The sequence below is a fragment of the Sphingomonas sp. 1F27F7B genome, assembly GCF_005503355.1.
Lineage (GTDB): Bacteria > Pseudomonadota > Alphaproteobacteria > Sphingomonadales > Sphingomonadaceae > Sphingomonas.
Window position 1 is genome coordinate 94,492 of sequence record NZ_SCMK01000010.1, and the last position, 19,540, is coordinate 114,031.

Here is a 19,540-nt window from a genome sequence, read left to right on the forward strand (position 1 = left end):
GCCCTTTAGCGGCTCAGCCCCGCAACGTCACCCTCATGCTGAAGGTCCTCGATTGGCCGGGCGCGTAGCGTTGCATCAGCGGCTTGTCCCAGATCTCACCGGCGAAGCCGAACGGGTCGGCGATGCCGTGCCAGGGCTCGATGCACAGATAGCGCGCGCCCGGCTTCATCCACAGCCCGAGCGCCGGCGTATCGGGGAAGTCGCAGAGCAGCTGCGGCGCATCCGGCGCACCATAAGCGAGCGACTGGCTGCGCACCGGATCCCACACCAGGGCGTCGCGCTCGAACAGCGCGTCGTGGAGGCGCAGTTCGCGCCCCTCGACCGGGCTGTCCCATCCGTCCGCATCCATCCAGCCGCCCCGGACGATCGCCGCCAGCCGGCCCGGCTCCGCCTCGGCGAAGAGAATCCGGTGGGCGTCCTTCGCTGCGCCATAGGGCAGGGGCCAGGCAAAGGCGGGGTGGAAGCCGAAGCTCGCCGGCATGTCGGCATTGCCGGTATTGGTGACGGTGATGTCCATCGCGAGCGTTGCCCCGCGCAGCGAAAAGGCCGCCTCCAGCGCGAAGGCGAAGGGATAGGCGGCGCGCGTCTCGGCATTGTCGATCAGCCGGAACACTGCCCGGTCCGGTGCCTGGTCGATCAGCGCGAAGGGCTGCCGCCGGGCGAAGCCGTGCTGGGGCAGCGCATATTCCTTGCCGTCGATCCGGTACTTGTCGTCCATCAGCCGCCCGACGATCGGGAAGAGCAGCGGCGCCCGCCCCGTCCAGAAGGCCGGATCGGCGTCGGTCATCAGCTCGCGCCCCTCGGCGTCCTTGAGCGACCACAGCTCCGCGCCCTGCGGATTGACGACCGCCGTGAGCCCTTCCGATCCGATCTCGATCATCCCCGCACCTTTCTCCACGCCCCGCGCACGGCTTCGATCGTCGTATCGCCTTCGGCGATCGTCGTCGCCGCCGAGCTGACCGATACGCGCATCACCCATTGCCCGCGCCACAGCGCCGCGCCGATGAACGCAACGGCATCTTCCTGCACCTGGCGCACCACCGCGAGCGTCGCATCGTCGCTGTCGCCGAAGCGCAGCATGAACTGGTTGAGTTCCACCGGCCGGATCAGCGCGACGCCGTCGTCGCGGCCGAGCGTCCCGCCCATATGCGCCGCCACCGCGCAGTTGCGCTCGACAAGCTCGGCGATCCCGTCGCGCCCCAGTCGACGGATCATCGCCCAGGTCGCGAAGCCCCGCGCTCGCCGCGACAGCTCGGGCACATAAGCCGAAGGCTCGCGCTCCGCGCCTTGCGCCGGCGGCAGATAGCTCGCCGAGATCGCCATGGCGCGGCGATGCGTCTCGGCATCGCGGACGATCGCGAAGCCGCAATCATAAGGTGTCTGCAGCCATTTATGCCCGTCGGTTGCCCAGCTGTCCGCCTGTTCGATGCCGCGCGTCAGATGCGCCCGGCCCGGCGCTGCCTGCGCCCAGAGCCCGAAGGCACCATCGACATGCAGCCACGCGCCCGCCGCCCGGGCCAGCGGCGCGAGCTCGGCAAAGGGATCGCACGCACCGGTGTTGATCTGCCCGGCCTGGGCGATCGCAATCACCGGCCCCGCACAGGCCCGCAGCGCCCGCTCGAAATCGCCCGCGAGCATCCGCCCGCTTGCATCGCTTTCCACGGTCTTCACCCGCCTGGCGCCGAGCCCGAGATATTTGAGCGCGGAGAAGACGGTGGCATGCGCGTCGGCGCCGATCAGCACCTCGACGGGCGGCGCGCCGAACATGCCGTCCGCCTCCACGTCCCAGCCCGCTCGCCGCAGCACTGCGCTCCGCGCCGCCGCCAGGCAGACGAAGTTGGCGACGGTCGCCCCGGTGACAAAGCCGATCGAGGCCTGGCGCGGCAGGTCGAGCAGCTCCAGCAGCCAGTCCGCCGCGACCTTTTCCACTGCCGAAGCCGCGGGCGCCGCGATCAGATTGCCGGCATTCTGCCCCCAGGCCGAGGCCAGCCAATCCGCCGCCACGCCGGTCGGGTGCGAATTGCCGATTACCCAGCCGAAGAAGCGCGGCCCCGTGGCAGCGCGGATGCCCGGCGTGGCCGCTTCGACCAGATGCTCGATCACCGATACCGGATCGTCGCCTTCCTCGGGGAGCGGCGCGGCGAATGCCTCGAGCATCGTCGCATAGTCCGCCGCCGGGGTGATCTCGGCCGTCGCCACGCCGCGCCGATAGGCGATGGCATGCGCCGCCGCATGCTCCAGTGCCGTCCATTCGTCCTGCATCACCACTCCCTTTTCCAAAGGCCGTGACAATGCCCCCGGGCCCGGGCCGGGCGCATTCCGGAACTTGCCCTCAACTCTCGCGGTGCACGGCAAAGCCTTGCCAGCTCTGGTTGACCGGCATCAGCTCGAGCGAATTGATGTTGAGGTGCGGCGGCAGCGTCGCGACCCACAGGATGGTATCGGCGATGTCCTCGCCGGTCATCGGGTTCACGCCGGCATAGAGCTTGTCCGATACGTCCTGGCTGCCGGTGCGCACCAGCGTGAATTCGGTCTCGACCATGCCCGGCTCGATCGAGGTGACGCGCACCCCGGTGCCGTGCAGGTCGGCGCGCAGGTCGAGGCTGAACTGGCGGACGAACGCCTTGGTCGCCGCATATACGTTGCCGCCGGGATAGGGATAGGTCGCCGCGACCGAGGAGAGGTTGATGATCGCACCCTTGCGCTCGATCAGGCCGGGCAGCAGCCTGTGCGTGATCGAGACCAGCGACGTAACGTTGGTGTCGATCATCGTCTTCCAGTTGGAGAGCGATGCCTGCTGGGCCGGCTCCAGCCCGAGTGCGAGCCCGGCATTGTTCACCAGCAGATCGATGTCGCGAAAGCCTTCGGGCAGCGCGCCCAGCGCCGCGTCGCGCGCGGCGTCGTCGCGGATGTCGAAGGCGAGGGTGTGGACATTGTCGCGCGCCAGCTTCTCGAGCCGGTCCGTGCGCCGCCCGGTGGCGACGACGTTCCATCCCGTATCGGCAAAGGCATGGACACAGGCCTCGCCGATCCCCGCGGTGGCGCCGGTGATGAGTGCGGTGGGCATGTCGGTCCTCCAATTCGCCATCCCGGACATGATCCGGGATCCAATGTGCCGCGGGCGACGGCCTCGCGGCGTTCGCGCTGCCCTTGCCGCGCGCTGGACCCCGGCACAAGCCCGTCCTGCGCGGTGCCCCGGCCGAAGGCGAAGCGGCGGGGGCGCGGCGGAACGCGGCCTGGGCTCAGATGCGCGCCTCGAACGCCGCGAGCAGCGCCCAGAGCGCGTCGCGTTCCTCTTCCGCGGCGAACTCGGCCGCATTGCGGACGAGATGATATTCGTCCTCGGTCGCGATGCTGCCGCGCTTGCGGATCTTCCTGAGGTTACGCGAGAAGCGCAGCCGCGCTTCGCTCAAGGTCATCGCGCCGCATTCGGCCAGGCGCGCATCGAGGCAGGCGACATGATCGGGCGAGGCGTGCGCAAGGTCCTCGACGAGGTCGTTGATCGCCATCTGCAATCCCCTGCGTGCCGCCGAGGGCGGCCGCATCGCGTCGAGCATCCGGACCGGATGGATGGCATCCGTCTCCGCGATGCCCATGCACTCGGTGGCGAGGATACCCAGGGTTCGCCGCATCCGCTCGAACGTCCGGGTATCCATCATCAGCCTCGCAGCGCCGCGCCCAGCTTCGCCGCGGCGGCGACCACCTTGTCGGCAACGGCTTTCAGCTCTTCGTCGGTGAAGCTCTTCTCGCTGGGCTGGAGCGTCACTTCGATGGCGAGGCTCTTCTGTCCCTCCGGCACGCCGGTGCCGGTGAAGATATCGAACAGCCGGGCATCGACGATCGCCGCCTTGTCCGCGCCCTTCACGGCACGGACGAGATCGCCGGCGGCAAGCGCGGCGGGCACCAGGAAGGCGAAGTCGCGCGTCACCGCCTGCAGCGCCGGCGGCGTATAGGGGGTGCGCATAAAGCCCCCACCGCCCTTCGACTCGCCGCGCTTCGCGGGCAACGCATCGAGATAGAGCTCGACCGCGGCGACATCGCCGTCGAGGTCGAAGGCCTTGAGCACGCTCGGATGCACCATGCCGAACGCCGCCAGCACCGTCTTGGGGCCGAGCCGGAGCGTCGCCGACTGGCCGGGGTGCCACACGGCGCCGGCTTCCCCCATCACCTGCAGGTTGGCGATCGGCGCGCCGGCCGCCTCGAGCAGGGCCAGCGCCTCGGCCTTGGCGTCGAACGCGTCGAAGGGCTGGGCCTTGCCGCCCTGCCAGCCGCGTGGGCTCTTCGCGCCGGCGAGCAGCACGCCCAGCGTCGGTCGCTCGCCATCAGCGAGATAGCGCCGGCCCAGCTCGAACAGGCGCACCGAAGCCGCGCCGCGCTTGAGGTTGCGCTCCGCCGCGCCGAGCAGGCCCGGCAGCAGCGAGGGGCGCATCACCTTCATGTCTTCGCTGATCGGATTGGCGAGGGTCCAGGCGCCGCCGCCAAAGGGCGCCGCTTCCGCCTCGGAGATGAAGCTCCACGTCACTGCTTCGCTCAGGCCCCGCGCCGCGGCGGTCCGGCGCACCCTGCGTTCCAGCTTCTGCGCTGCGGTCGCGGTCGGCTTCGCCACGCCCGGCACGCGGGCGAGCGGCGTCGAGGGGACATGGTCGATGCCCTGGATGCGGATCACTTCCTCGACCAGGTCGGCCGCGCCGTCCACGTCGCGGCGCCAGCTCGGCGCGGTGACGCGGAATGCTTCGAAGCCCTGTTCGATATCGACCGGATCGCCATTGGCGTCGAGCGGCTCGACAGTGAAGCCCAGGCTCTCGAGGATTTCCTTCTGCCGCCCGGCCGGCACGGCGAGGCCGCCCAGCGTCTCGGCCAGCCTGGGGTCATAGCCGGTGGTGATGCCGACATGCGGCGGCGTGCCCGCGCGCGTGATCGCGCTGGCGGTGCCGCCGCAATGGTCGAGCACCAGCCGCGTGGCGATCGCGAGGCCATCGTCGAGAAAGGCCGGATCGACGCCCCGCTCGAAGCGCGAGCGCGCATCGCTGGTCAGCCCCAGCTTCTGGCCGGTGCGGGCGATGTGATCGGGATCGAAATAGGCGCATTCGATGATCACGTCGGAGGTGGTGTCCGACACCCCCGAATGCTCGCCGCCCATGATGCCGCCGATATCGTGCACCGCTTCGCCATCGGCGATCACCGTCATCGTCGAGTCGAGCGTGTAGGTCTTGCCGTTGAGCGCCAGCACCTGCTCGCCCGGCATGGCCTTGCGCGCCACCAGGCCGCCGGAGAGCTTCGCCTGGTCATAGACGTGGAGCGGCCGGCCGAGATCGATCGAGACGAAGTTGGTGATGTCGACCAGCACCGAGATCGGCTTCTGGCCGATCGCGTTCAGCTTGCGGCGCATCCATTCGGGCGATTCGCCATTGGTCACGCCCGCCACGCGCTGCGCGTAGAAGGCGGGACAGCCCTCCACATCCTCGGTGCGCACGTCGGGCGCGGGGCCGCTGCCGTCGATCGGTGCGATCACATCGGCGCGATAGACCTGGGCGAGCGGCTTCAGCGTCCCCAGCCCCGCGGCGGCCAGGTCGCGGGCGACGCCGCGCACGCCCATGCAGTCCTGGCGGTTCGGGGTGATCGAGACGTCGAACACCGGATCGTTCAGCGCGGCATAGTCGGCAAAGGCAGTGCCCACGGGCGCGTCGGCCGGCAGCTCGATGATGCCCTCATGATCCTCGCCGAGCTCGAGCTCGCGCGTCGAGCACATCATGCCGTTCGATTCGACGCCGCGCACGGCCGCAACCTTGAGCGCCATGCCATTGGCCGGCACCACTGCGCCCGGAGTACCGAGCACGCCGACCAGCCCGGCACGCGCATTGGGCGCGCCGCAGACGACCTGGAGCACCTGCTCGCCGGTGTCGACGGTCAGCACCTGCAGCTTGTCCGCCTGGGGGTGGCGCTCGGCGGTGAGCACCTTGGCGACGCGGAAGCCGTTCAGCTTCTCGCCCGGATTCTCGACGCCCTCCACTTCGAGGCCGACGCGAGTCAGCGCTTCCTCGATGTCGGCGAGCGAAGCGTCGGTATCCAGATGCTCCTTGAGCCAGCTCAGGGTGAACTTCATGCGCCCACTCCTCCGCTCAGCGTGGGCACGTCGAGCGCCGAGAAGCCATAGTGCCTGAGCCAGCGCAGGTCGCCGTCGAAGAAGGCGCGCAAATCGTCCATCCCATATTTGAGCATCGCGAGCCGGTCGACGCCGGTGCCGAAGGCAAAGCCCTGCCATTCGTTCGGATCGAGCCCGGCGGCCTCGATCACCTTGCGGTGGACCATCCCGGAGCCGAGCACTTCCATCCAGCCGCCATTGTCGCTCGCGCGCGGATCGCCGCCGATCACGCGCTTGCCGTTCTGCCAGGTGAAGCCGACATCGACTTCGGCGGAGGGCTCGGTGAACGGGAAATAGCTCGGGCGCAGGCGCAGCACGATGTCATCGCGCTCGAAGAACGCCTTGAGGAACGTCTCGAGCGTCCATTTGAGGTGACCGAGCGTGATCCCCTTGTCGATCACCAGGCCCTCGATCTGATGGAACATCGGCGTGTGCGTCGCGTCGCTGTCCGAGCGGTAGACGCGGCCCGGCGCGATGATCCGGATCGGCGGCTCGTCCTGCATCATGGTGCGGATCTGCACCGGCGAAGTGTGCGTGCGCAGCAGATATTTCTGGCTGCCGTCCGCCTCGGGCGGGAAATAGAAGGTGTCGTGCATCGCCCGCGCCGGATGGCTCTCGGGGATGTTGAGCGCGGTGAAATTGTGCCAGTCGTCCTCGATCTCGGGGCCGGTGGCGACGGCGAAGCCGAGATCCGCGAAGATCTCCGCCAGCTCGTCCATCACCTGGCTCACCGGATGCACCGAGCCGGGGGCGATGCCGTCCACCGGCAGCGTCATGTCGAGTGTCTCGCTGGCGAGGCGGGCGTCGAGCGTCGCTTTCTCCAGCGCATGCTTCCGCGCGCCCAGCGCCTCGGTCACCGCTTCGCGCAGCCCGTGGATGCGCGGGCCCTGGGCCTGGCGCTCGTCGGGGCTCATGCCGCCCAGCGTCTTGAGCAGGCCGGTCACCACGCCCTGCTTGCCGAGCGCATGCACACGCACCGCTTCCACGGCGTCGAGCCCTGCGGCGGCTTCGATGGAGCCGAGCAGGTCGGTCCGCAGCTGGTCCAGATCGGTCGTCATCAGATCCTCTTGGGGAAGTTGGGGAAGCCTCTAGCCGTGACGGGCACAAAGAAAAAGGGCGCCGGTGTTGCCACCGGCGCCCCGTTCTCGCGTCTGCGTCAGGTCGCTCAGGCGGCCTGGGGCAGAGCCGCCTTCGCCTGCGCGACGATGGCGGTAAAGGCTTCGCCTTCATGCATGGCGATATCGGCCAGGACCTTGCGGTCCAGCTCGATGCCGGCGAGCTTCAGCCCGTGCATGAACTGCGAATAGGTCAGGCCCTCGGCGCGGACACCGGCGTTGATGCGCTGGATCCACAGACCACGGAAGGTCCGCTTCTTAACCTTGCGGTCGCGATACGCATACTGGCCGGCCTTCTCGACGGCCTGGCGCGCGATGCGAATCGTGTTCTTGCGACGGCCGCGATAGCCCTTCGCCTGCTCAAGAATGTTCTTGTGCTTGGCCTTGGTGGTAACACCACGCTTAACTCGTGCCATTTGTCAGGCCCTCCTTACTTCAGACCGTAGGGCGCCCATGCCTTGATGTGCGCGACATCGGCATCGGCGAGCACGGAGGTGCCGCGGTTCTGGCGGATATACTTGGCGTTGTGGCTGATCAGCCGGTGGCGCTTGCCAGCCACACCGTGCTTCACCTTGCCGGTGGCGGTGAGCTTGAAGCGCTTCTTCACGCCGCTCTTCGTCTTGAGCTTGGGCATTTTCGTCTCCTTGAGTTCGACGATTGCGGACACGCGCGGCAGCCCATTCAGCCGGCGGATCCCTACGATCGCGGAAAGCGGGCCCCCTAGCGGAAACGCCGGCGCAGTGCAACCCGAGTCGGAACCCTTTGGTGCGCCGGGCTCTTTCCTCTCCATGGCCGGTCGATCGGCAGGCCGGCAGCGCAATGCGCGCATCCTCTCGCCGCCGACCGGGCGGGCGCGCGCCCGTCGCCTTAACTTTCGAGTCGCAGCTCAGTGGCCGTGATCGTGCCCGCGGCAGGCCAGTGCCTCCAGGATGTCGTCGATCCGCGCCGGATCGCCGGCGGCGACGACTTCGCCGTTGCTTCCGGCATGGAGCGGGTCGCCCTGCCAGTCGCACATCCGGCCGCCCGCGCCCTCGACGATGGGCACGAGCGCGGCGAAGTCGTGCAGCTTGAGCCCCGCCTCGACGACGATGTCCATCCAGCCGCTGGCGACGCAGCCATAATTATAGCAGTCGCCGCCCAGCACCGTACTCATCACGGCGGCGTCGAGATGCTCGAAGGCGTGGAGCTGGTCGTCGCCGAACAGCGCCGGCGAGGTGGTCGCGAGGATCGCCTGGTCGAGATCGCGGCAGCGCCGCGTCGCGGCGGGCTTGCCGTTGAACAGGGTCGGCCGCCCCGCCACGCCCAGCCAGCGCTCCTTCGTCGCCGGCTGGTCGATGATGCCGAGCAGCGGCCAGCCGTCGTCGATCAGCGCGATCAGCGTGCCGAAGATCGGTCGACCGGCGATGAAGGCGCGCGTGCCGTCGATCGGATCGAGCACCCATATGCGCCCGCTCGTTCCTTCGCGCACGCCGAACTCCTCGCCCTGGATGCCGTCCATCGGCCGTTCGGCGATGATCAGCTTGCGCATCGCTTCCTCGGCGGCGCGATCGGCGAGCGTGACGGGGGACTGGTCGTCCTTGGCCTCCAGGCCGTGCGCCCCGCGGAAATAGGGGAGGATCGCCGCGCCTGCCGCATCGGCAAGGCGTTCGGCAAGGGCGATATCGGCTGCGGTAACGGGCATTCCGCATGCCCTAGCCTCGAGATTTTGACTCGCCAAGGTCACAAAGCCCTGTCACTCAACCCGCCGATGCGCCGCCGCTTGCTGATTCCGATCGCGTTTCTCGCCGCCACGCCCGCCGCGGCGCAGAGCCTGCGCGCCGTGCCCGCCCAGCCTGCCTCGGAAGCCGAGGCGCTGCGCGGAGTCGAAGTATTTCTGGTCAATGAAGGCGACGCGCCCGTCACGGATGCCGGCCCGCGCCAGATCGAAGTCACTGCGGTCGACGGCACGCGCCTCGTGCTCGAGCGGGCGCCGGGCCCGCTGCCCATCGTCGCGCCGCACGGCTTCGCCAAGGCGCGCTACGTGCCGGTGAGCGTGGCGGGCCGCGCGATGCCGCCCGCGGAGCAGCACGCCGCCGCCGAGATTCCCCAGGGCGAGACCGTGGTGCAGAGTTCGACCGGCAGTTCGGCCGCGTTCGTCGACCGGTTCGAACCGCACGAGCCGGTCTATGGCGCGTTCGGGCTCAAGGATGCGGGCGGCAAGCTCCAGGTGAGCTTCGCGTTCCGCCCCTTTGGCGAGAAGGCGCCGCTCAAGCTCGGCAATTTGCGCTTCGCCTATACCCAGACGATGTTCTGGGCGCTCAACCGGCCCTCGGGCCCGTTCCGCTCGACCAATTACAGCCCCGAAGTCTATGCCGACATTCCCTTCGGCGAAACCACCAGGGTGGCGCTCGGCTATCGCCATGATTCGAACGGGCGCGGCGTGGCCGATTCGGTCGATCTGAACCGCGTGTTCCTGCGTGCCGAGAAGCGCTTCGACCTGGGCGGGGACTGGCATCTCGATATCGCCCCCCAGGCCTGGTTCTATGTCGGCCGGCTCGGCACGGCGCCTGACGTGAAGGACTATTTCGGCTATACCAGCCTCACCGCCGCGATCGGCCAGCAGGACGGATTGAAGCTGTCGCTCACCGGCCGCGGCAGTTTCGAGACGGGCAAGGGCGCGGCCGAATTGTTCGTCTCCTATCCCCTGGCCCGGATTGCCAAGGGCGTTGGCTTCTATATCTTCGGCCAGGCCTTCACCGGCTATGGCGAGGCACTGGACGACTATCGCAGGAACGACACCCACGCCCGGATCGGCATCGCGCTGACGCGCTAGCCGCCGGCAAGGAGATTCAGGAGGATCGCCATGCGTAAATTGCTGATCGCCGCCGCTGCCGCTCTGTCGCTTGTTCTGCCGGCCACCGCCGCGCTCAAGACGGGCGAGCGCGCGCCGGATTTCACTGCACCGGGCGCGATGGCGGGCAAGCCGTTCACCGTCAATCTCAAGGCCGCGCTGAGGAAGGGCCCGGTCGTCCTCTATTTCTTCCCCGCTGCCTTCACCGAGGGCTGCAACGCCGAAGCCCATGCCTTTGCCGAGGCGCTGCCCGATTTCCAGAAGGCCGGCGCCAGCGTGATCGGGATGACGGCGGGCAATATCGACAAGCTCGAGGCCTTTTCGGCGGAGAAGTGCGCCGGCAAGTTCGCCGTCGCCGCGGCCAGCCCCGAGATCATCAGGAATTACGACGTGGCGCTCACCCGGCCCGACGGCACCGCCACGAAGATCACCAGCCGCACCTCCTATGTGATCGCGCCGGACGGCAAGGTGCTTTTCGTCCATTCGGACATGAGCCCGGCGGGGCATATCCGGCTCTCGCTGGAAGCGGTCCAGAAATACCGGGCCGCGCACAGGCGCTGATCGCCGGCGCCGGCATTTTCACGACTCCGCAAGCTTTGCTCACCGGATATTAGCAGTTGGGCCCTAGTCTGCGCGACAGGGCGGTGTTGCGGGACGGCATCGTCAGGACCAATTTTCTGATGAGGAACTGACGCAGATGGTCGCGGCCAAGGCCGTTCGGATGGCAAGCGGTTCCCAAGCCGCACGCAGCCTGTACGACCGTATCGGAGAGTTTCTGATAGACCAGCGGCTGGATCCCGATCCGGCCAATTATGCGTTCGCCTATCAGCTCCTCGCCAACCCCGACGGCCCGCTTGCCCGGGCGGTGCACGTGCTGACCGACGGCGGCGTCCGCCTCACCCGGCGCGACATCGAGGCGCTGGGCTGCGACACGCAGCCGGTTGCCGGCACACCCACCGCGGTGATCGAGAAGGCCCAGGGCCTGGTCGCCCAGACCCAGATGCAAGTCGAGGGCTTCCAGGATATGGTCACCGCGATGCGTGCCGAGACCAAGGATTTCGGCCGCGACCTGGCGGCCAGCGCCCAGGCGATGCGCAGCTCGGGCGGCGATGATCTCGAGATCAGCCGCATCACCGCGACGATGCTCGAGCGCGTCCGCAACGCCGAAGCGCGGCTCGAGACGGCCAATCGCGAAGCCAGCGAGTTGCGGACCAAGCTGGAGGAAGCGCGCGACAATGCCCGCCGCGATCCGCTCACGGGCCTGCCCAATCGCCGCGCCTTCGAGGAGGCCTATGCCGCCCAGGCCTCGGCCGGTGCGCGGATCTGCATGGCCGTGTGCGATGTCGATCACTTCAAGTCGGTCAACGACCGGTTCGGCCATGTCGTCGGCGACCGCGTGCTCAAGGCGCTCGGCGAGGCGCTGTCCGACACCTGCAAGAGCCATCTCGTCGCCCGCTATGGCGGCGAGGAGTTCGTGGTCCTGTTCACCGGCCTCGACCTGAGGGCCGCGCGCGAAGTGCTGGACCGCGCCCGCCTCGCCGTCTCCGCCAAACGCTATCGCCTGCGCGAGACCGACGCCCCGCTGGGCGAGATCACTTTCTCCGCCGGCCTCAGCCCGGCGGCGCAGGGCGAAGTGTTCGGCACGGTGTTCCACCGGGCCGATCAGCTCTGCTACGCCGCCAAGAATGGTGGCCGGAACTGCATCCGTATCGACTGACCGGAAACGGACAGTGACTGTCCGCCTTTGATTGGGAAATTACACCATAGCTTGGTGTGAAACTTCCCAACTGCGCGTAACTTTCTAACGCGCCCGTAGTAAAATCAATCACTTAGAAAACTGGCACGCTCCCTGCAATTCATCTGGCATCGGCAACGCCGGATGGTCCGGCAGCCGAACATACAGGGAGTAACTACCATGGCCGTTCGTATCAGCTCGTTCCAGCACAGCGTCGCCGTCGTCGGTGCCGTCGTTCTCACCTATGCCATCGTGCTCTTCTCGTCGCCCGTGGTTCCGATCGCGTGACCCGCAGCGACCCCAACGGAACGGAGAGGATAAATAAGCATGACGCGTAGCCTGATGATCGGTGCGGCATCGTTCGCCATCACCGCAATGACGATCGCCACGGTCGGCCTGCAGGGTTTCAACCACTTCGGCTGAGCCCTGCCGGACCGCCCGGCGGTCACCCCGGCGGAACCCCGGCCCGCCTTACGGTTCCCAAGGCATTCCAGGAGGATGCCCCCAAGACGGAACCCGCCGAGAGGATCCATGAAGACGCGCTGCCCCGGACATGAGGGCGCGCCCGGCAGACACCCCGACCGCGTGACGGGCCCGGTGCTCCACCCAAGGGAGAACGGCTGAATCGCGTGGAGGAGCGCGACTGCGGAAGCCTGGGAAATTTGGGCCAAGGCGCCCCGTTCTCCGGCCTCGCGCGGGTTCCTGCGGCGGCGGCCGACGAAAAGGGGAAGGAAGGCCCGCATCCACCAGCATGGAGCAGGTGAGCAACTTCCACCCGCCGACCGGCTTCGCCAGCCAGGGCCCGATCGGCGATCAGACGGCGACCCCGGCGCCTGCCGGCCTGGCCGGAGCCTCCTCGCCTCGCGAATAGGTGCCGGTGAGCAACCCGGCGGCGATCACCCGGCCCTCCATCGCGCGCAGGATCGCGCCGCGCCCGGGATTCCCACCGGGATCCTCCCCCTCGCTCAATGCGAAGAGCTGGAAAGCGTAATTGTGCTCGCCATGCCCGTTGGGCGGATCGGGCGGCAGCCAGCCCTCGACGAAGCGGCTGTTGCGGCCGACATCCTCGCCGTCCGGGCCGCTCCCGTCGTCAGGCGCGATGTCGCCTTCCTTGAGGTCGCCGTCGAGCGGCAGGCCCCAGACGATCGCATGCACCACCGGCTGCGGCGTCGGCGCATCGGGATCCTCGACGATCAGCACCAGCCGCGCGGTGCCTTCGGGCACCCCCGTCCAGAAAAGCGGGGGCGAGATGCCCTCGCCGTCGGCGGTGAAGCGATCGGGCAACCTTGCGCCGTTCGCGAAGGCCGGGCTGGCGAGATGGATCACGCCCTCGCCGGCCAGCTCCGGCCGCACGATCGCCAGCTTGTCGGCTCCGGCACGAAAGGGGCTCAGCGCCTTGCCGAGCCAATGGGGAAGATGTTCGAGCATGGCTATCCCGGTGGCGGCCCGATCGGAATGATCGGGTCCTGGCCGGAAAAGCGCATGGGGGCGCCGGGAGTTTCATTCGCCCGCGCCGGTCGCGGCATAGTTGTCCAAATCGATGTACAGCCCGCGTTCCGCGAGCGCGGCGAGGGTGTCCGCTTCCAGCCGCATCCCCTCATTCCATTCGGCCAGGAAGAGTCCCGCGAAGATCCTGCCGCCGAACCGTGCGGAAAGGGCACGCCAGGCATCGAAATCGCGAGTCAGCGGCGCCGGCAATGCCCGAATCTGACCGTCCAGATCGCCGGGCGAGCAACGCTCGGCCCGGATGCGCCACGAGCCGGTGGGGCACCGAGCGAAGTATGCCAGATGCCGCCCTTGCGGACGCCGACGGTCGGCAAGCTGCCCAGCCCCGCGGTCAGTTCCTCCGGATCGAGATCGTCTCCGTAGAAGCCAAGTGTCGCGGCGGACTGGTGCAACTCTCCCACTAGAGGTCGAGCTTCTCGTAATCGGCGGGCGGCGGGATGCCTTCCATCCGTTCGCTCAGCAGTGGGCGGAAGCTCGGGCGGCTCTTCATGCGGATGTACCAGCCCTTGGCCTGCTCGTGGCTCTTCCAGTCGATCCCGCCCAGATAATCGGCGATCGAGATCTGCGCCGCCGCCGCGAGATCGGCGAGGCTCATCGTCGGGCCCGCCAGCCAGGTGCGGTGATCGAGCAGATAGTCGATATAGTCGAGATGGTTGACCGCCGCCTTCATCGCATTGCGCAGCGCCTGGCCGTCGGGCGACTGCTTGTAGACGATGCGCTTCAGCATCCGTTCGTGGAGCAGGGGCGCCGTGATCTCGGCATAGAAATTGGTGTCGAACCAGATCGCCAGGCGGCGGATCTCGGCGCGATCGGTGGCGGTGCCGTTGAGCATCGGCGCCTTGTTCACCGTTTCCTCGAAGAACTCGCAGATCACCTGCGAATCGATCAACGTCACGCCGCGCTCGTCATCGACCATCACCGGCACCTGGCCGGTGGGGTTCAGATCGAGGAACTCGTCGCGCCGCAGCCAGGGCGATTCGCGCACGGGTTCATAGCCCACGCCTTTCTCGCCCAGCAGCAGCCGGACCTTGCGCGAGAAGGGACAGAGCGGGAATTGGTAAAGCTGCCACATGGCCTCGCTTTAGGACTCGGGACGCGGCCGCGTAAAGCGCTTGCGGGAATACCGTGCACGCGCGGCGAAGTTGTTGCGCAAGCGGTTCAATTGCCGAGCGCGTTGCGCAGCGGGGCGAGCGCGGCGCGGAGCCGCGCGGCGGTCTGGTCCAGCGATTCCTGCATCTGCAGCGCACCGTCGGTGAGCTTGCCCGCGGCGGCAACGGCGCGGCGGGCGTCCTGGTGGAAATGCTTCTCGAAGTCCGGATCGTTGCGGCGCTGGATGTCGCGCAGGCTGTCCTGCTCGCCGATCCTGGGGTCGACATAATGCGCGATCGGGCCGACACGCGTGTCGAGCACGATGCCGGCGAGGTTGGTGAGCATCGCCGCTGCGCCTTCCTGCACCATCGGATTGTTCAGCGCCCGGGCGAGCGCCTCGGCCTTGTCGCGGGTGGAAGCGTCGCGCGTGGAGGCCGGTTGCGACTGCTGGGCGAGCGCCGGGGCGGCGGCGCAGCAGAACAGGGCAGCGGTTAGGAAGAGACGCATGGCACGCTCCGGAGTGGGACTCGGATATCACGCCTCCATAGCACAAATGGCCGGGACAAGCGGAGCAGGTTGCGACGAGCCGTGCTTCTCCTAGCCGGAGGAGAGGGCTCAGTCTTCGGCATCCTTCACGGCGCCGTGCCCGACGGGCACCGAGAGCAGGCGGTTCAACTCGGCCCTGAACTCGCCGAGATCGCCGCCGGTAAGCTGCTGGGTGCTGGTGAACGACACCGAGCGCGGGTTCACCGCCATGCCGTTGCGATAGAGCTCATAGTGCAGGTGCGGCCCGGTCGACAGGCCGGTATTGCCCACGGCGCCGATGCGCTGCCCGCGGCGCACGCGCTCGCCGCCCCGGACATAGATGCGGCTGAGATGGCCATAGCCGGTGCCATAGCCATTGCCATGCGTGACCTTGATGAAATTGCCGTATCCGCTGCTGCGGCCGGCGAACTGGACGACGCCGTCGCTTGCGGCGAAGACCGGCGAGCCCCAGGGCGCGGCGATGTCTACGCCCCGGTGCATGCGGGTATAGCCGAGGATCGGGTGGCGGCGCATGCCGAAGCCCGAGGAGAAGCGGCCGTTCGCCGGCATCGCCATCGCGCCGGTGGTGCTGCCGCGGCCCAGGCCGTCGAACCAGGTCGTCTTGCCGCCCTGCTCGAACGGCGCGAGCTGCACCTTGTTCGAACAGCCGCTGACGCCGGCGTACATCAGGCTTCCCATCTGCACTTCGCCGGTCTCGGCGCGCGCCTGGCCGACGATGATGTCGAACTTGCAGTCCGAGCCGAGCCGCGAGACCGGGGTGCGCGTCGCCAGCGCCTTGATATAGCTTTCCACTGCCTTGGCCGGAGCGCCGGCAGCGCGGGCCGAGCGATAGAGCGACCTGCCGATCGTGCCCTGGATGCGCAGCGGCGTGCGATCGATCGCGATCGGAATGGCACGCATCGAGAGTGCGTTGCCGGTGCGGACGAACAGCACGCGCTGGTCGAACCGCGTGCGGATATCCAGTTTCTCGAGCGGGCGCGGCTGCGATTTGTCGACGCGGCGGCCCAGCGTATAGTCCATGGTGTTGGGCTGGATCTCGTCCAGCGCCACGGCCCTGGTGATCAGGTTGCCCACGGTGGCGGCGTCGGCCTTGCCGATGCCGGAGCGCATCAGCGTCGCGAGCAGGGCGCCGCCCGAGGCCAGCTTGGTGGTGCCTTCGAGGAGCGGCCGCTCCGGCGTGTCGGTAAGGGGCGAAACCAGCCCGGTCGCGGCGACGCGGACGCCGGTGCCCGAACCCATGCCGAGCGGCTTGATGGCCTGGGCCTGGGTGGCATCGAACTCGGCACCGGAAAGCGGCGCGGGGACGGCGCCGTAGATCGGATTCTCGAAGCCGGGCGCGAGCAGCAAGGTGGCGGCGATCAGGGCGACGCAAGTCGCGGCGCCGCGATACCAGGTGAGCGAGCCGATGCGCGAGCCAAGGTCCGGCGCAAACTCGAAGTCGGCGAAGCGTTCGTTGAAGCGTGCGGCAAGGCCGCGCGGCGGGGCCGTGACGCGCGCCGATGCGCCGCCGCCGGTCAGCCCCTCTCCATGATCACTACGCAGATACAAGGCGCAACGCCCCCCAAAAGGTCGTCGATGTCGTGCCGTAAACCCCCGGCTACCGACAAGATCAGTGTGGAAGGCAGGACTTAAAGTCAAATTAAGCACCCTGTTCGGGGCCGGCTCGTGCGGCGAGTTGTGCCGCCTCGCGGATGAAGCGAAGCGTTCACCATATTCGCCAGTATTTCCAACATGGTTAAGGCGGATGGCCAAGCTGGGGGAGTTGCTTAAGGGGCGACTCGGAACGATCTTGGGAGTCGCAATGAGTCGTTTCGCGCGTTCTCCGATCACTGCCGTGCTGGGGCCCACCAACACCGGCAAGACGCATCTCGCAGTGGAGCGGATGGCCGGACATGCCAGCGGCATGATCGGCTTTCCGCTGCGCCTGCTGGCGCGCGAGGTCTATGACCGCGTCGTCCGGATGAAGGGCAGCGACGCCGAAGTCGCGCTGATCACCGGCGAGGAGAAGATCCTGCCGCCCAGGGCGCGCTGGTTCCTGTGCACTGCGGAATCGATGCCGCTGGAGCGTGAGGTGGCATTCGTCGGGCTCGACGAGGCCCAGCTGGGCGCGGATCCCGAGCGCGGCCACGTCTTCACCGACCGGCTGCTGCGCGCCCGCGGCCGCGACGAGACGATGATCCTCGGCTCGGACAGCCTGAAGCCGATGCTGAAGGCGCTCGTCCCCGACGCGGAAGTGATCGGCCGGCCGCGCTTCTCCACGCTCTCCTATGCCGGGGCGAAGAAGCTCTCCCGGCTGCCACGCCGCTCGGCGATCGTCGCGTTCAGCGCCGAGGAAGTCTATGCCGTCGCCGAGGCGCTGCGGCGCCTGCGCGGCGGTGCGGCGGTGGTGATGGGCGCATTGAGCCCCCGCACCCGCAACGCCCAGGTCGCGATGTTCCAGGCGGGCGAGGTCGACTATCTCGTCGCCACCGATGCGATCGGCATGGGGCTCAACATGGATGTGCACCATGTCGCCTTCGCTTCGCTTTCCAAGTTCGACGGACGCCGCCAGCGCCGGCTCACCGTGGCCGAGATGGCGCAGATCGCGGGACGCGCGGGGCGGCACCAGAGGGACGGGACCTTCGGTGCGCTGCATGAGGATGGCCCCAATGCCTTCACGCCGGAGGAAGTGCTGGCAATCGAGGCGCACCGGGTGCCGCCGCTGGAGAAGCTCTACTGGCGCGAGGGGGAGCCCGATTTCGCCAGTATCGAGGCGCTGATCGCCAGCCTGGAAGCCAAGCCCCGGAGCGAGGTGCTGCGCGCCGCACCCGAGGCGGTGGACCTTGCGGTGCTCAAGCGGCTTGCGGAAGAGGACTGGGTCCGCCAGCGCGTGCGCTCGCCGGCGATGGTCCGGCGGCTTTGGGCGGCGTGCGGCCTGCCCGATTTCCGCAAGCTCGGGGCCGAGCCGCACAGCCGGTTCGTCGGCCGGCTGTTCGAGCATCTCTCCGAAGGGCATGGCCATGTGCCGCACATATGGTTCGCCGACGAGATCCAGCGGCTGGACAATATGGGCGGGGATGTCGAGACGCTGGCCGGGCGCATCGCGGCGGCGCGCAGCTGGGCCTATATCGCGCACCGCGCCGATTGGCTGGAGGATCCGGCGCACTGGGCCGAGCGTACCCGCGCGGTGGAGGAGAAGCTCTCCGATGCGCTGCACGCCAGCCTGACCCAGCGCTTCGTCGACAAGCGCACCACCGTGCTGCTGCGTCAGATCGGCGCCGACGCCTCGAACCTGCCGGTGACGATCGGGCCTGAAGGCGAAGTGACCGTCGAAGAGCATGCGCTGGGCACGCTTACCGGCTTTCGCTTCACGGTCGCGCCCGAGGCGCGCGCCGCGGACAAGCGCATGCTGCTGGCGGCGGCGGAGAAGCGGCTGGGTGGCGAGTATCGCAAGCGCGGGACCGCGCTGGCCGGGGCCGAGGACGGGGCGATCGCGCTGACCGGGTCGGTGCTCACCTGGAACGGCGTGGCGGTCGCGGCGCTGGAGCCCGGGCCCAACATCGCCCGACCGCGCATCCGGCTGGACCGCGCGCTCGACGTGCTCGATCCGCCGGCTCGGGCGGCGGTGCAGGCCCGGCTCGAGCGGTGGTTCGCCGATCAGATCAGCAAGCGCCTTCCCGTCCTGGGCAAGCTCGACGCGGCGATGCGCGATCCGGCGGCCGGCTCGCCGTTGCGCGCGCTCGCGAACGCGTTGCTCGAAGCCGGCGGGCTGTTGCCGCGCCGCGCCGCCGCCACGCTGGTGGATGCGCTCGACCCGCCGGCGCGCCAGCGGCTGCGCCAGGCCGGCGTCACCATCGGCACGCTCGACATCTTCGCGCCCGCCCTGCTCAAGCCCGGCGCGGCGCGCTGGCGGCGCGAATTGATGGACCTGGCGGAGGCGCCGCGCGACGGCGCCACCGTGCTGCCGCGCGCCGCCCCGGGTGCCGATCTCGTCCATGGCTATCGCCCGCTGGGCGCGCAGGCAGTGCGCGTCGACCTGGTCGAGCGTATCGCCCGCGCCGCGCATGATGCCCGGCAGGGGCGCAAGCCCTTCGCTCCCGATCCGGCGCTCGCCACTTCGATGGGGCTGACCGCCGAAACGCTGGCGCGGCTGATGGCCCAGCTCGGCTTCCGCACCGCACGATCCGCCGAAGGTGCGCCGCAGCACTGGATATGGCAGGGACTGGTCGCGCCGCCCAGGCCGAAGGCGCCGCCGCGCGACAATGCCTTCGCGGCGCTCGAGGCGCTGAAACATGGCTGACGGCGGGGTGATGCGGATCGACCGGTTCCTCTGGTGGTCGCGCCTCGCCAAGACGCGTTCGGCGGCGCAGGCCATCGCCGAGCGGGGCACGCTTCGCATCGACGGCCGCCGGGTCGAGCGCAGCTCCGCCACCGTGCGGGTGGGGTGCGTCCTGGCCTTCCCGCTCTATGGCAGGGTCCGGGTGGTGCGGGTCGAACTGCTGCCCGCCCGGCGCGGCCCGCCGGGCGAAGGACGCGCCTGCTATCAGGACCTGGTGGTCACTGAGAACGTCTCGCAGGAAGCGCCAATTGATTGACGC

The 19,540-nt window shown here is 68.7% G+C and carries 19 protein-coding genes; 5 read left to right on the top strand and 14 right to left on the bottom strand.

The genetic code is table 11. The features are described from left to right. Nucleotides 1-13: 13 nt before the first annotated feature. The 9 genes from FFS08_RS11360 to hisN form a co-directional block, all read right to left on the bottom strand. Nucleotides 14-880, bottom strand: coding sequence for an aldose 1-epimerase family protein (locus tag FFS08_RS11360; RefSeq protein ID WP_137862028.1), 867 nt, complete (start codon nucleotides 878-880; stop codon nucleotides 14-16). Next, on the bottom strand, nucleotides 877-2,262 hold the full coding sequence (locus tag FFS08_RS11365) for a pyridoxal phosphate-dependent decarboxylase family protein (RefSeq protein WP_137862029.1): 1,386 nt from the start codon (nucleotides 2,260-2,262) through the stop codon (nucleotides 877-879). The genes FFS08_RS11360 and FFS08_RS11365 overlap by 4 nt, the downstream gene beginning before the upstream one ends. 70 nt (nucleotides 2,263-2,332) lie before the next feature. Beyond that, nucleotides 2,333-3,067: an SDR family NAD(P)-dependent oxidoreductase gene (locus tag FFS08_RS11370; protein WP_137862030.1), complete on the bottom strand. Its 735-nt coding sequence runs from the start codon at nucleotides 3,065-3,067 to the stop codon at nucleotides 2,333-2,335. Nucleotides 3,068-3,242: 175 nt separating this feature from the next. Then, nucleotides 3,243-3,656, bottom strand: coding sequence for a hypothetical protein (locus FFS08_RS11375; protein ID WP_137862031.1), 414 nt, complete (start codon nucleotides 3,654-3,656; stop codon nucleotides 3,243-3,245). Between the two features lie 2 nt (nucleotides 3,657-3,658). Next, the gene (gene pheT, locus FFS08_RS11380) at nucleotides 3,659-6,103 is read right to left on the bottom strand and encodes a phenylalanine--tRNA ligase subunit beta (protein ID WP_137862032.1); all 2,445 of its coding nucleotides are present in this window, start codon (nucleotides 6,101-6,103) and stop codon (nucleotides 3,659-3,661) included. After that, a complete protein-coding gene (gene pheS / locus FFS08_RS11385; protein WP_137862033.1) occupies nucleotides 6,100-7,200 on the bottom strand; it encodes a phenylalanine--tRNA ligase subunit alpha in 1,101 nt (366 codons plus the stop codon). Before pheS ends, pheT begins: the two co-directional genes overlap by 4 nt. 107 nt (nucleotides 7,201-7,307) lie before the next feature. After that, a complete protein-coding gene (gene rplT, locus FFS08_RS11390; RefSeq protein ID WP_086127624.1) occupies nucleotides 7,308-7,673 on the bottom strand; it encodes a 50S ribosomal protein L20 in 366 nt (121 codons plus the stop codon). A 14-nt stretch (nucleotides 7,674-7,687) separates the two neighbouring features. Next, nucleotides 7,688-7,891, bottom strand: a complete 204-nt coding sequence (rpmI, locus tag FFS08_RS11395; protein WP_078103280.1) for a 50S ribosomal protein L35 — start codon at nucleotides 7,889-7,891, stop codon at nucleotides 7,688-7,690. A gap of 252 nt (nucleotides 7,892-8,143) precedes the next feature. Further along, nucleotides 8,144-8,938: a histidinol-phosphatase gene (gene hisN, locus FFS08_RS11400; RefSeq protein ID WP_137862034.1), complete on the bottom strand. Its 795-nt coding sequence runs from the start codon at nucleotides 8,936-8,938 to the stop codon at nucleotides 8,144-8,146. Nucleotides 8,939-9,016: 78 nt separating this feature from the next. Here hisN and FFS08_RS11405 point away from each other — a divergent pair, with 78 nt between their 5' ends. From FFS08_RS11405 to FFS08_RS11415, 3 genes are all read left to right on the top strand, one after another. Continuing rightward, a complete protein-coding gene (locus tag FFS08_RS11405) occupies nucleotides 9,017-10,069 on the top strand; it encodes a phospholipase A (protein ID WP_249341024.1) in 1,053 nt (350 codons plus the stop codon). Nucleotides 10,070-10,099: 30 nt separating this feature from the next. Beyond that, nucleotides 10,100-10,648 (top strand): peroxiredoxin, encoded by a 549-nt coding sequence (locus FFS08_RS11410; protein ID WP_137862036.1) that lies wholly within the window; start codon nucleotides 10,100-10,102, stop codon nucleotides 10,646-10,648. A 160-nt stretch (nucleotides 10,649-10,808) separates the two neighbouring features. Next, on the top strand, nucleotides 10,809-11,804 hold the full coding sequence (locus FFS08_RS11415; RefSeq protein ID WP_249341025.1) for a GGDEF domain-containing protein: 996 nt from the start codon (nucleotides 10,809-10,811) through the stop codon (nucleotides 11,802-11,804). 831 nt (nucleotides 11,805-12,635) lie between these two features. Here FFS08_RS11415 and FFS08_RS11420 read toward each other — a convergent pair. From FFS08_RS11420 to FFS08_RS11440, 5 genes are all read right to left on the bottom strand, one after another. Continuing rightward, on the bottom strand, nucleotides 12,636-13,250 hold the full coding sequence (locus FFS08_RS11420) for a YbhB/YbcL family Raf kinase inhibitor-like protein (RefSeq protein WP_137862038.1): 615 nt from the start codon (nucleotides 13,248-13,250) through the stop codon (nucleotides 12,636-12,638). Between the two features lie 72 nt (nucleotides 13,251-13,322). Then, nucleotides 13,323-13,751, bottom strand: coding sequence for a DUF4279 domain-containing protein (locus tag FFS08_RS24290; RefSeq protein WP_212741998.1), 429 nt, complete (start codon nucleotides 13,749-13,751; stop codon nucleotides 13,323-13,325). After that, nucleotides 13,729-14,400 (bottom strand): glutathione S-transferase family protein, encoded by a 672-nt coding sequence (locus FFS08_RS11430; protein WP_086127617.1) that lies wholly within the window; start codon nucleotides 14,398-14,400, stop codon nucleotides 13,729-13,731. The genes FFS08_RS24290 and FFS08_RS11430 overlap by 23 nt, the downstream gene beginning before the upstream one ends. Before the next feature lie 86 nt (nucleotides 14,401-14,486). Beyond that, nucleotides 14,487-14,924 (bottom strand): hypothetical protein, encoded by a 438-nt coding sequence (locus FFS08_RS11435; protein WP_137862040.1) that lies wholly within the window; start codon nucleotides 14,922-14,924, stop codon nucleotides 14,487-14,489. A 108-nt stretch (nucleotides 14,925-15,032) separates the two neighbouring features. Then, a complete protein-coding gene (locus FFS08_RS11440; protein WP_137862041.1) occupies nucleotides 15,033-16,511 on the bottom strand; it encodes a M23 family metallopeptidase in 1,479 nt (492 codons plus the stop codon). A 253-nt stretch (nucleotides 16,512-16,764) separates the two neighbouring features. Here FFS08_RS11440 and FFS08_RS11445 point away from each other — a divergent pair, with 253 nt between their 5' ends. Together FFS08_RS11445 and FFS08_RS11450 are read left to right on the top strand one after the other, a co-directional pair. Further along, nucleotides 16,765-19,242 carry a helicase-related protein gene (locus FFS08_RS11445; protein WP_137862042.1) on the top strand — a complete coding sequence of 826 codons (2,478 nt, stop codon included), beginning with the start codon at nucleotides 16,765-16,767 and terminating at the stop codon, nucleotides 19,240-19,242. Further along, nucleotides 19,235-19,537 (top strand): S4 domain-containing protein, encoded by a 303-nt coding sequence (locus FFS08_RS11450; protein ID WP_137862043.1) that lies wholly within the window; start codon nucleotides 19,235-19,237, stop codon nucleotides 19,535-19,537. Before FFS08_RS11445 ends, FFS08_RS11450 begins: the two co-directional genes overlap by 8 nt. Nucleotides 19,538-19,540 lie beyond the last annotated feature (3 nt).

Coding starts and splice junctions, on each gene's coding strand:
- FFS08_RS11450 (WP_137862043.1), top strand. CDS start 19,235: ATGGCTGACGGCGGGGTGATGCGGATCGACCGGTTCCTCTGGTGGTCG.
- FFS08_RS11435 (WP_137862040.1), bottom strand. CDS start 14,924: ATGCGTCTCTTCCTAACCGCTGCCCTGTTCTGCTGCGCCGCCGCCCCG.
- pheS (WP_137862033.1), bottom strand. CDS start 7,200: ATGACGACCGATCTGGACCAGCTGCGGACCGACCTGCTCGGCTCCATC.
- FFS08_RS11420 (WP_137862038.1), bottom strand. CDS start 13,250: ATGCTCGAACATCTTCCCCATTGGCTCGGCAAGGCGCTGAGCCCCTTT.
- hisN (WP_137862034.1), bottom strand. CDS start 8,938: ATGCCCGTTACCGCAGCCGATATCGCCCTTGCCGAACGCCTTGCCGAT.
- FFS08_RS11360 (WP_137862028.1), bottom strand. CDS start 880: ATGATCGAGATCGGATCGGAAGGGCTCACGGCGGTCGTCAATCCGCAG.
- FFS08_RS11370 (WP_137862030.1), bottom strand. CDS start 3,067: ATGCCCACCGCACTCATCACCGGCGCCACCGCGGGGATCGGCGAGGCC.
- rplT (WP_086127624.1), bottom strand. CDS start 7,673: ATGGCACGAGTTAAGCGTGGTGTTACCACCAAGGCCAAGCACAAGAAC.
- FFS08_RS11445 (WP_137862042.1), top strand. CDS start 16,765: ATGAGTCGTTTCGCGCGTTCTCCGATCACTGCCGTGCTGGGGCCCACC.
- pheT (WP_137862032.1), bottom strand. CDS start 6,103: ATGAAGTTCACCCTGAGCTGGCTCAAGGAGCATCTGGATACCGACGCT.
- FFS08_RS11430 (WP_086127617.1), bottom strand. CDS start 14,400: ATGTGGCAGCTTTACCAATTCCCGCTCTGTCCCTTCTCGCGCAAGGTC.
- FFS08_RS11415 (WP_249341025.1), top strand. CDS start 10,809: ATGGCAAGCGGTTCCCAAGCCGCACGCAGCCTGTACGACCGTATCGGA.
- FFS08_RS11365 (WP_137862029.1), bottom strand. CDS start 2,262: ATGCAGGACGAATGGACGGCACTGGAGCATGCGGCGGCGCATGCCATC.
- FFS08_RS11410 (WP_137862036.1), top strand. CDS start 10,100: ATGCGTAAATTGCTGATCGCCGCCGCTGCCGCTCTGTCGCTTGTTCTG.
- rpmI (WP_078103280.1), bottom strand. CDS start 7,891: ATGCCCAAGCTCAAGACGAAGAGCGGCGTGAAGAAGCGCTTCAAGCTC.
- FFS08_RS11375 (WP_137862031.1), bottom strand. CDS start 3,656: ATGGATACCCGGACGTTCGAGCGGATGCGGCGAACCCTGGGTATCCTC.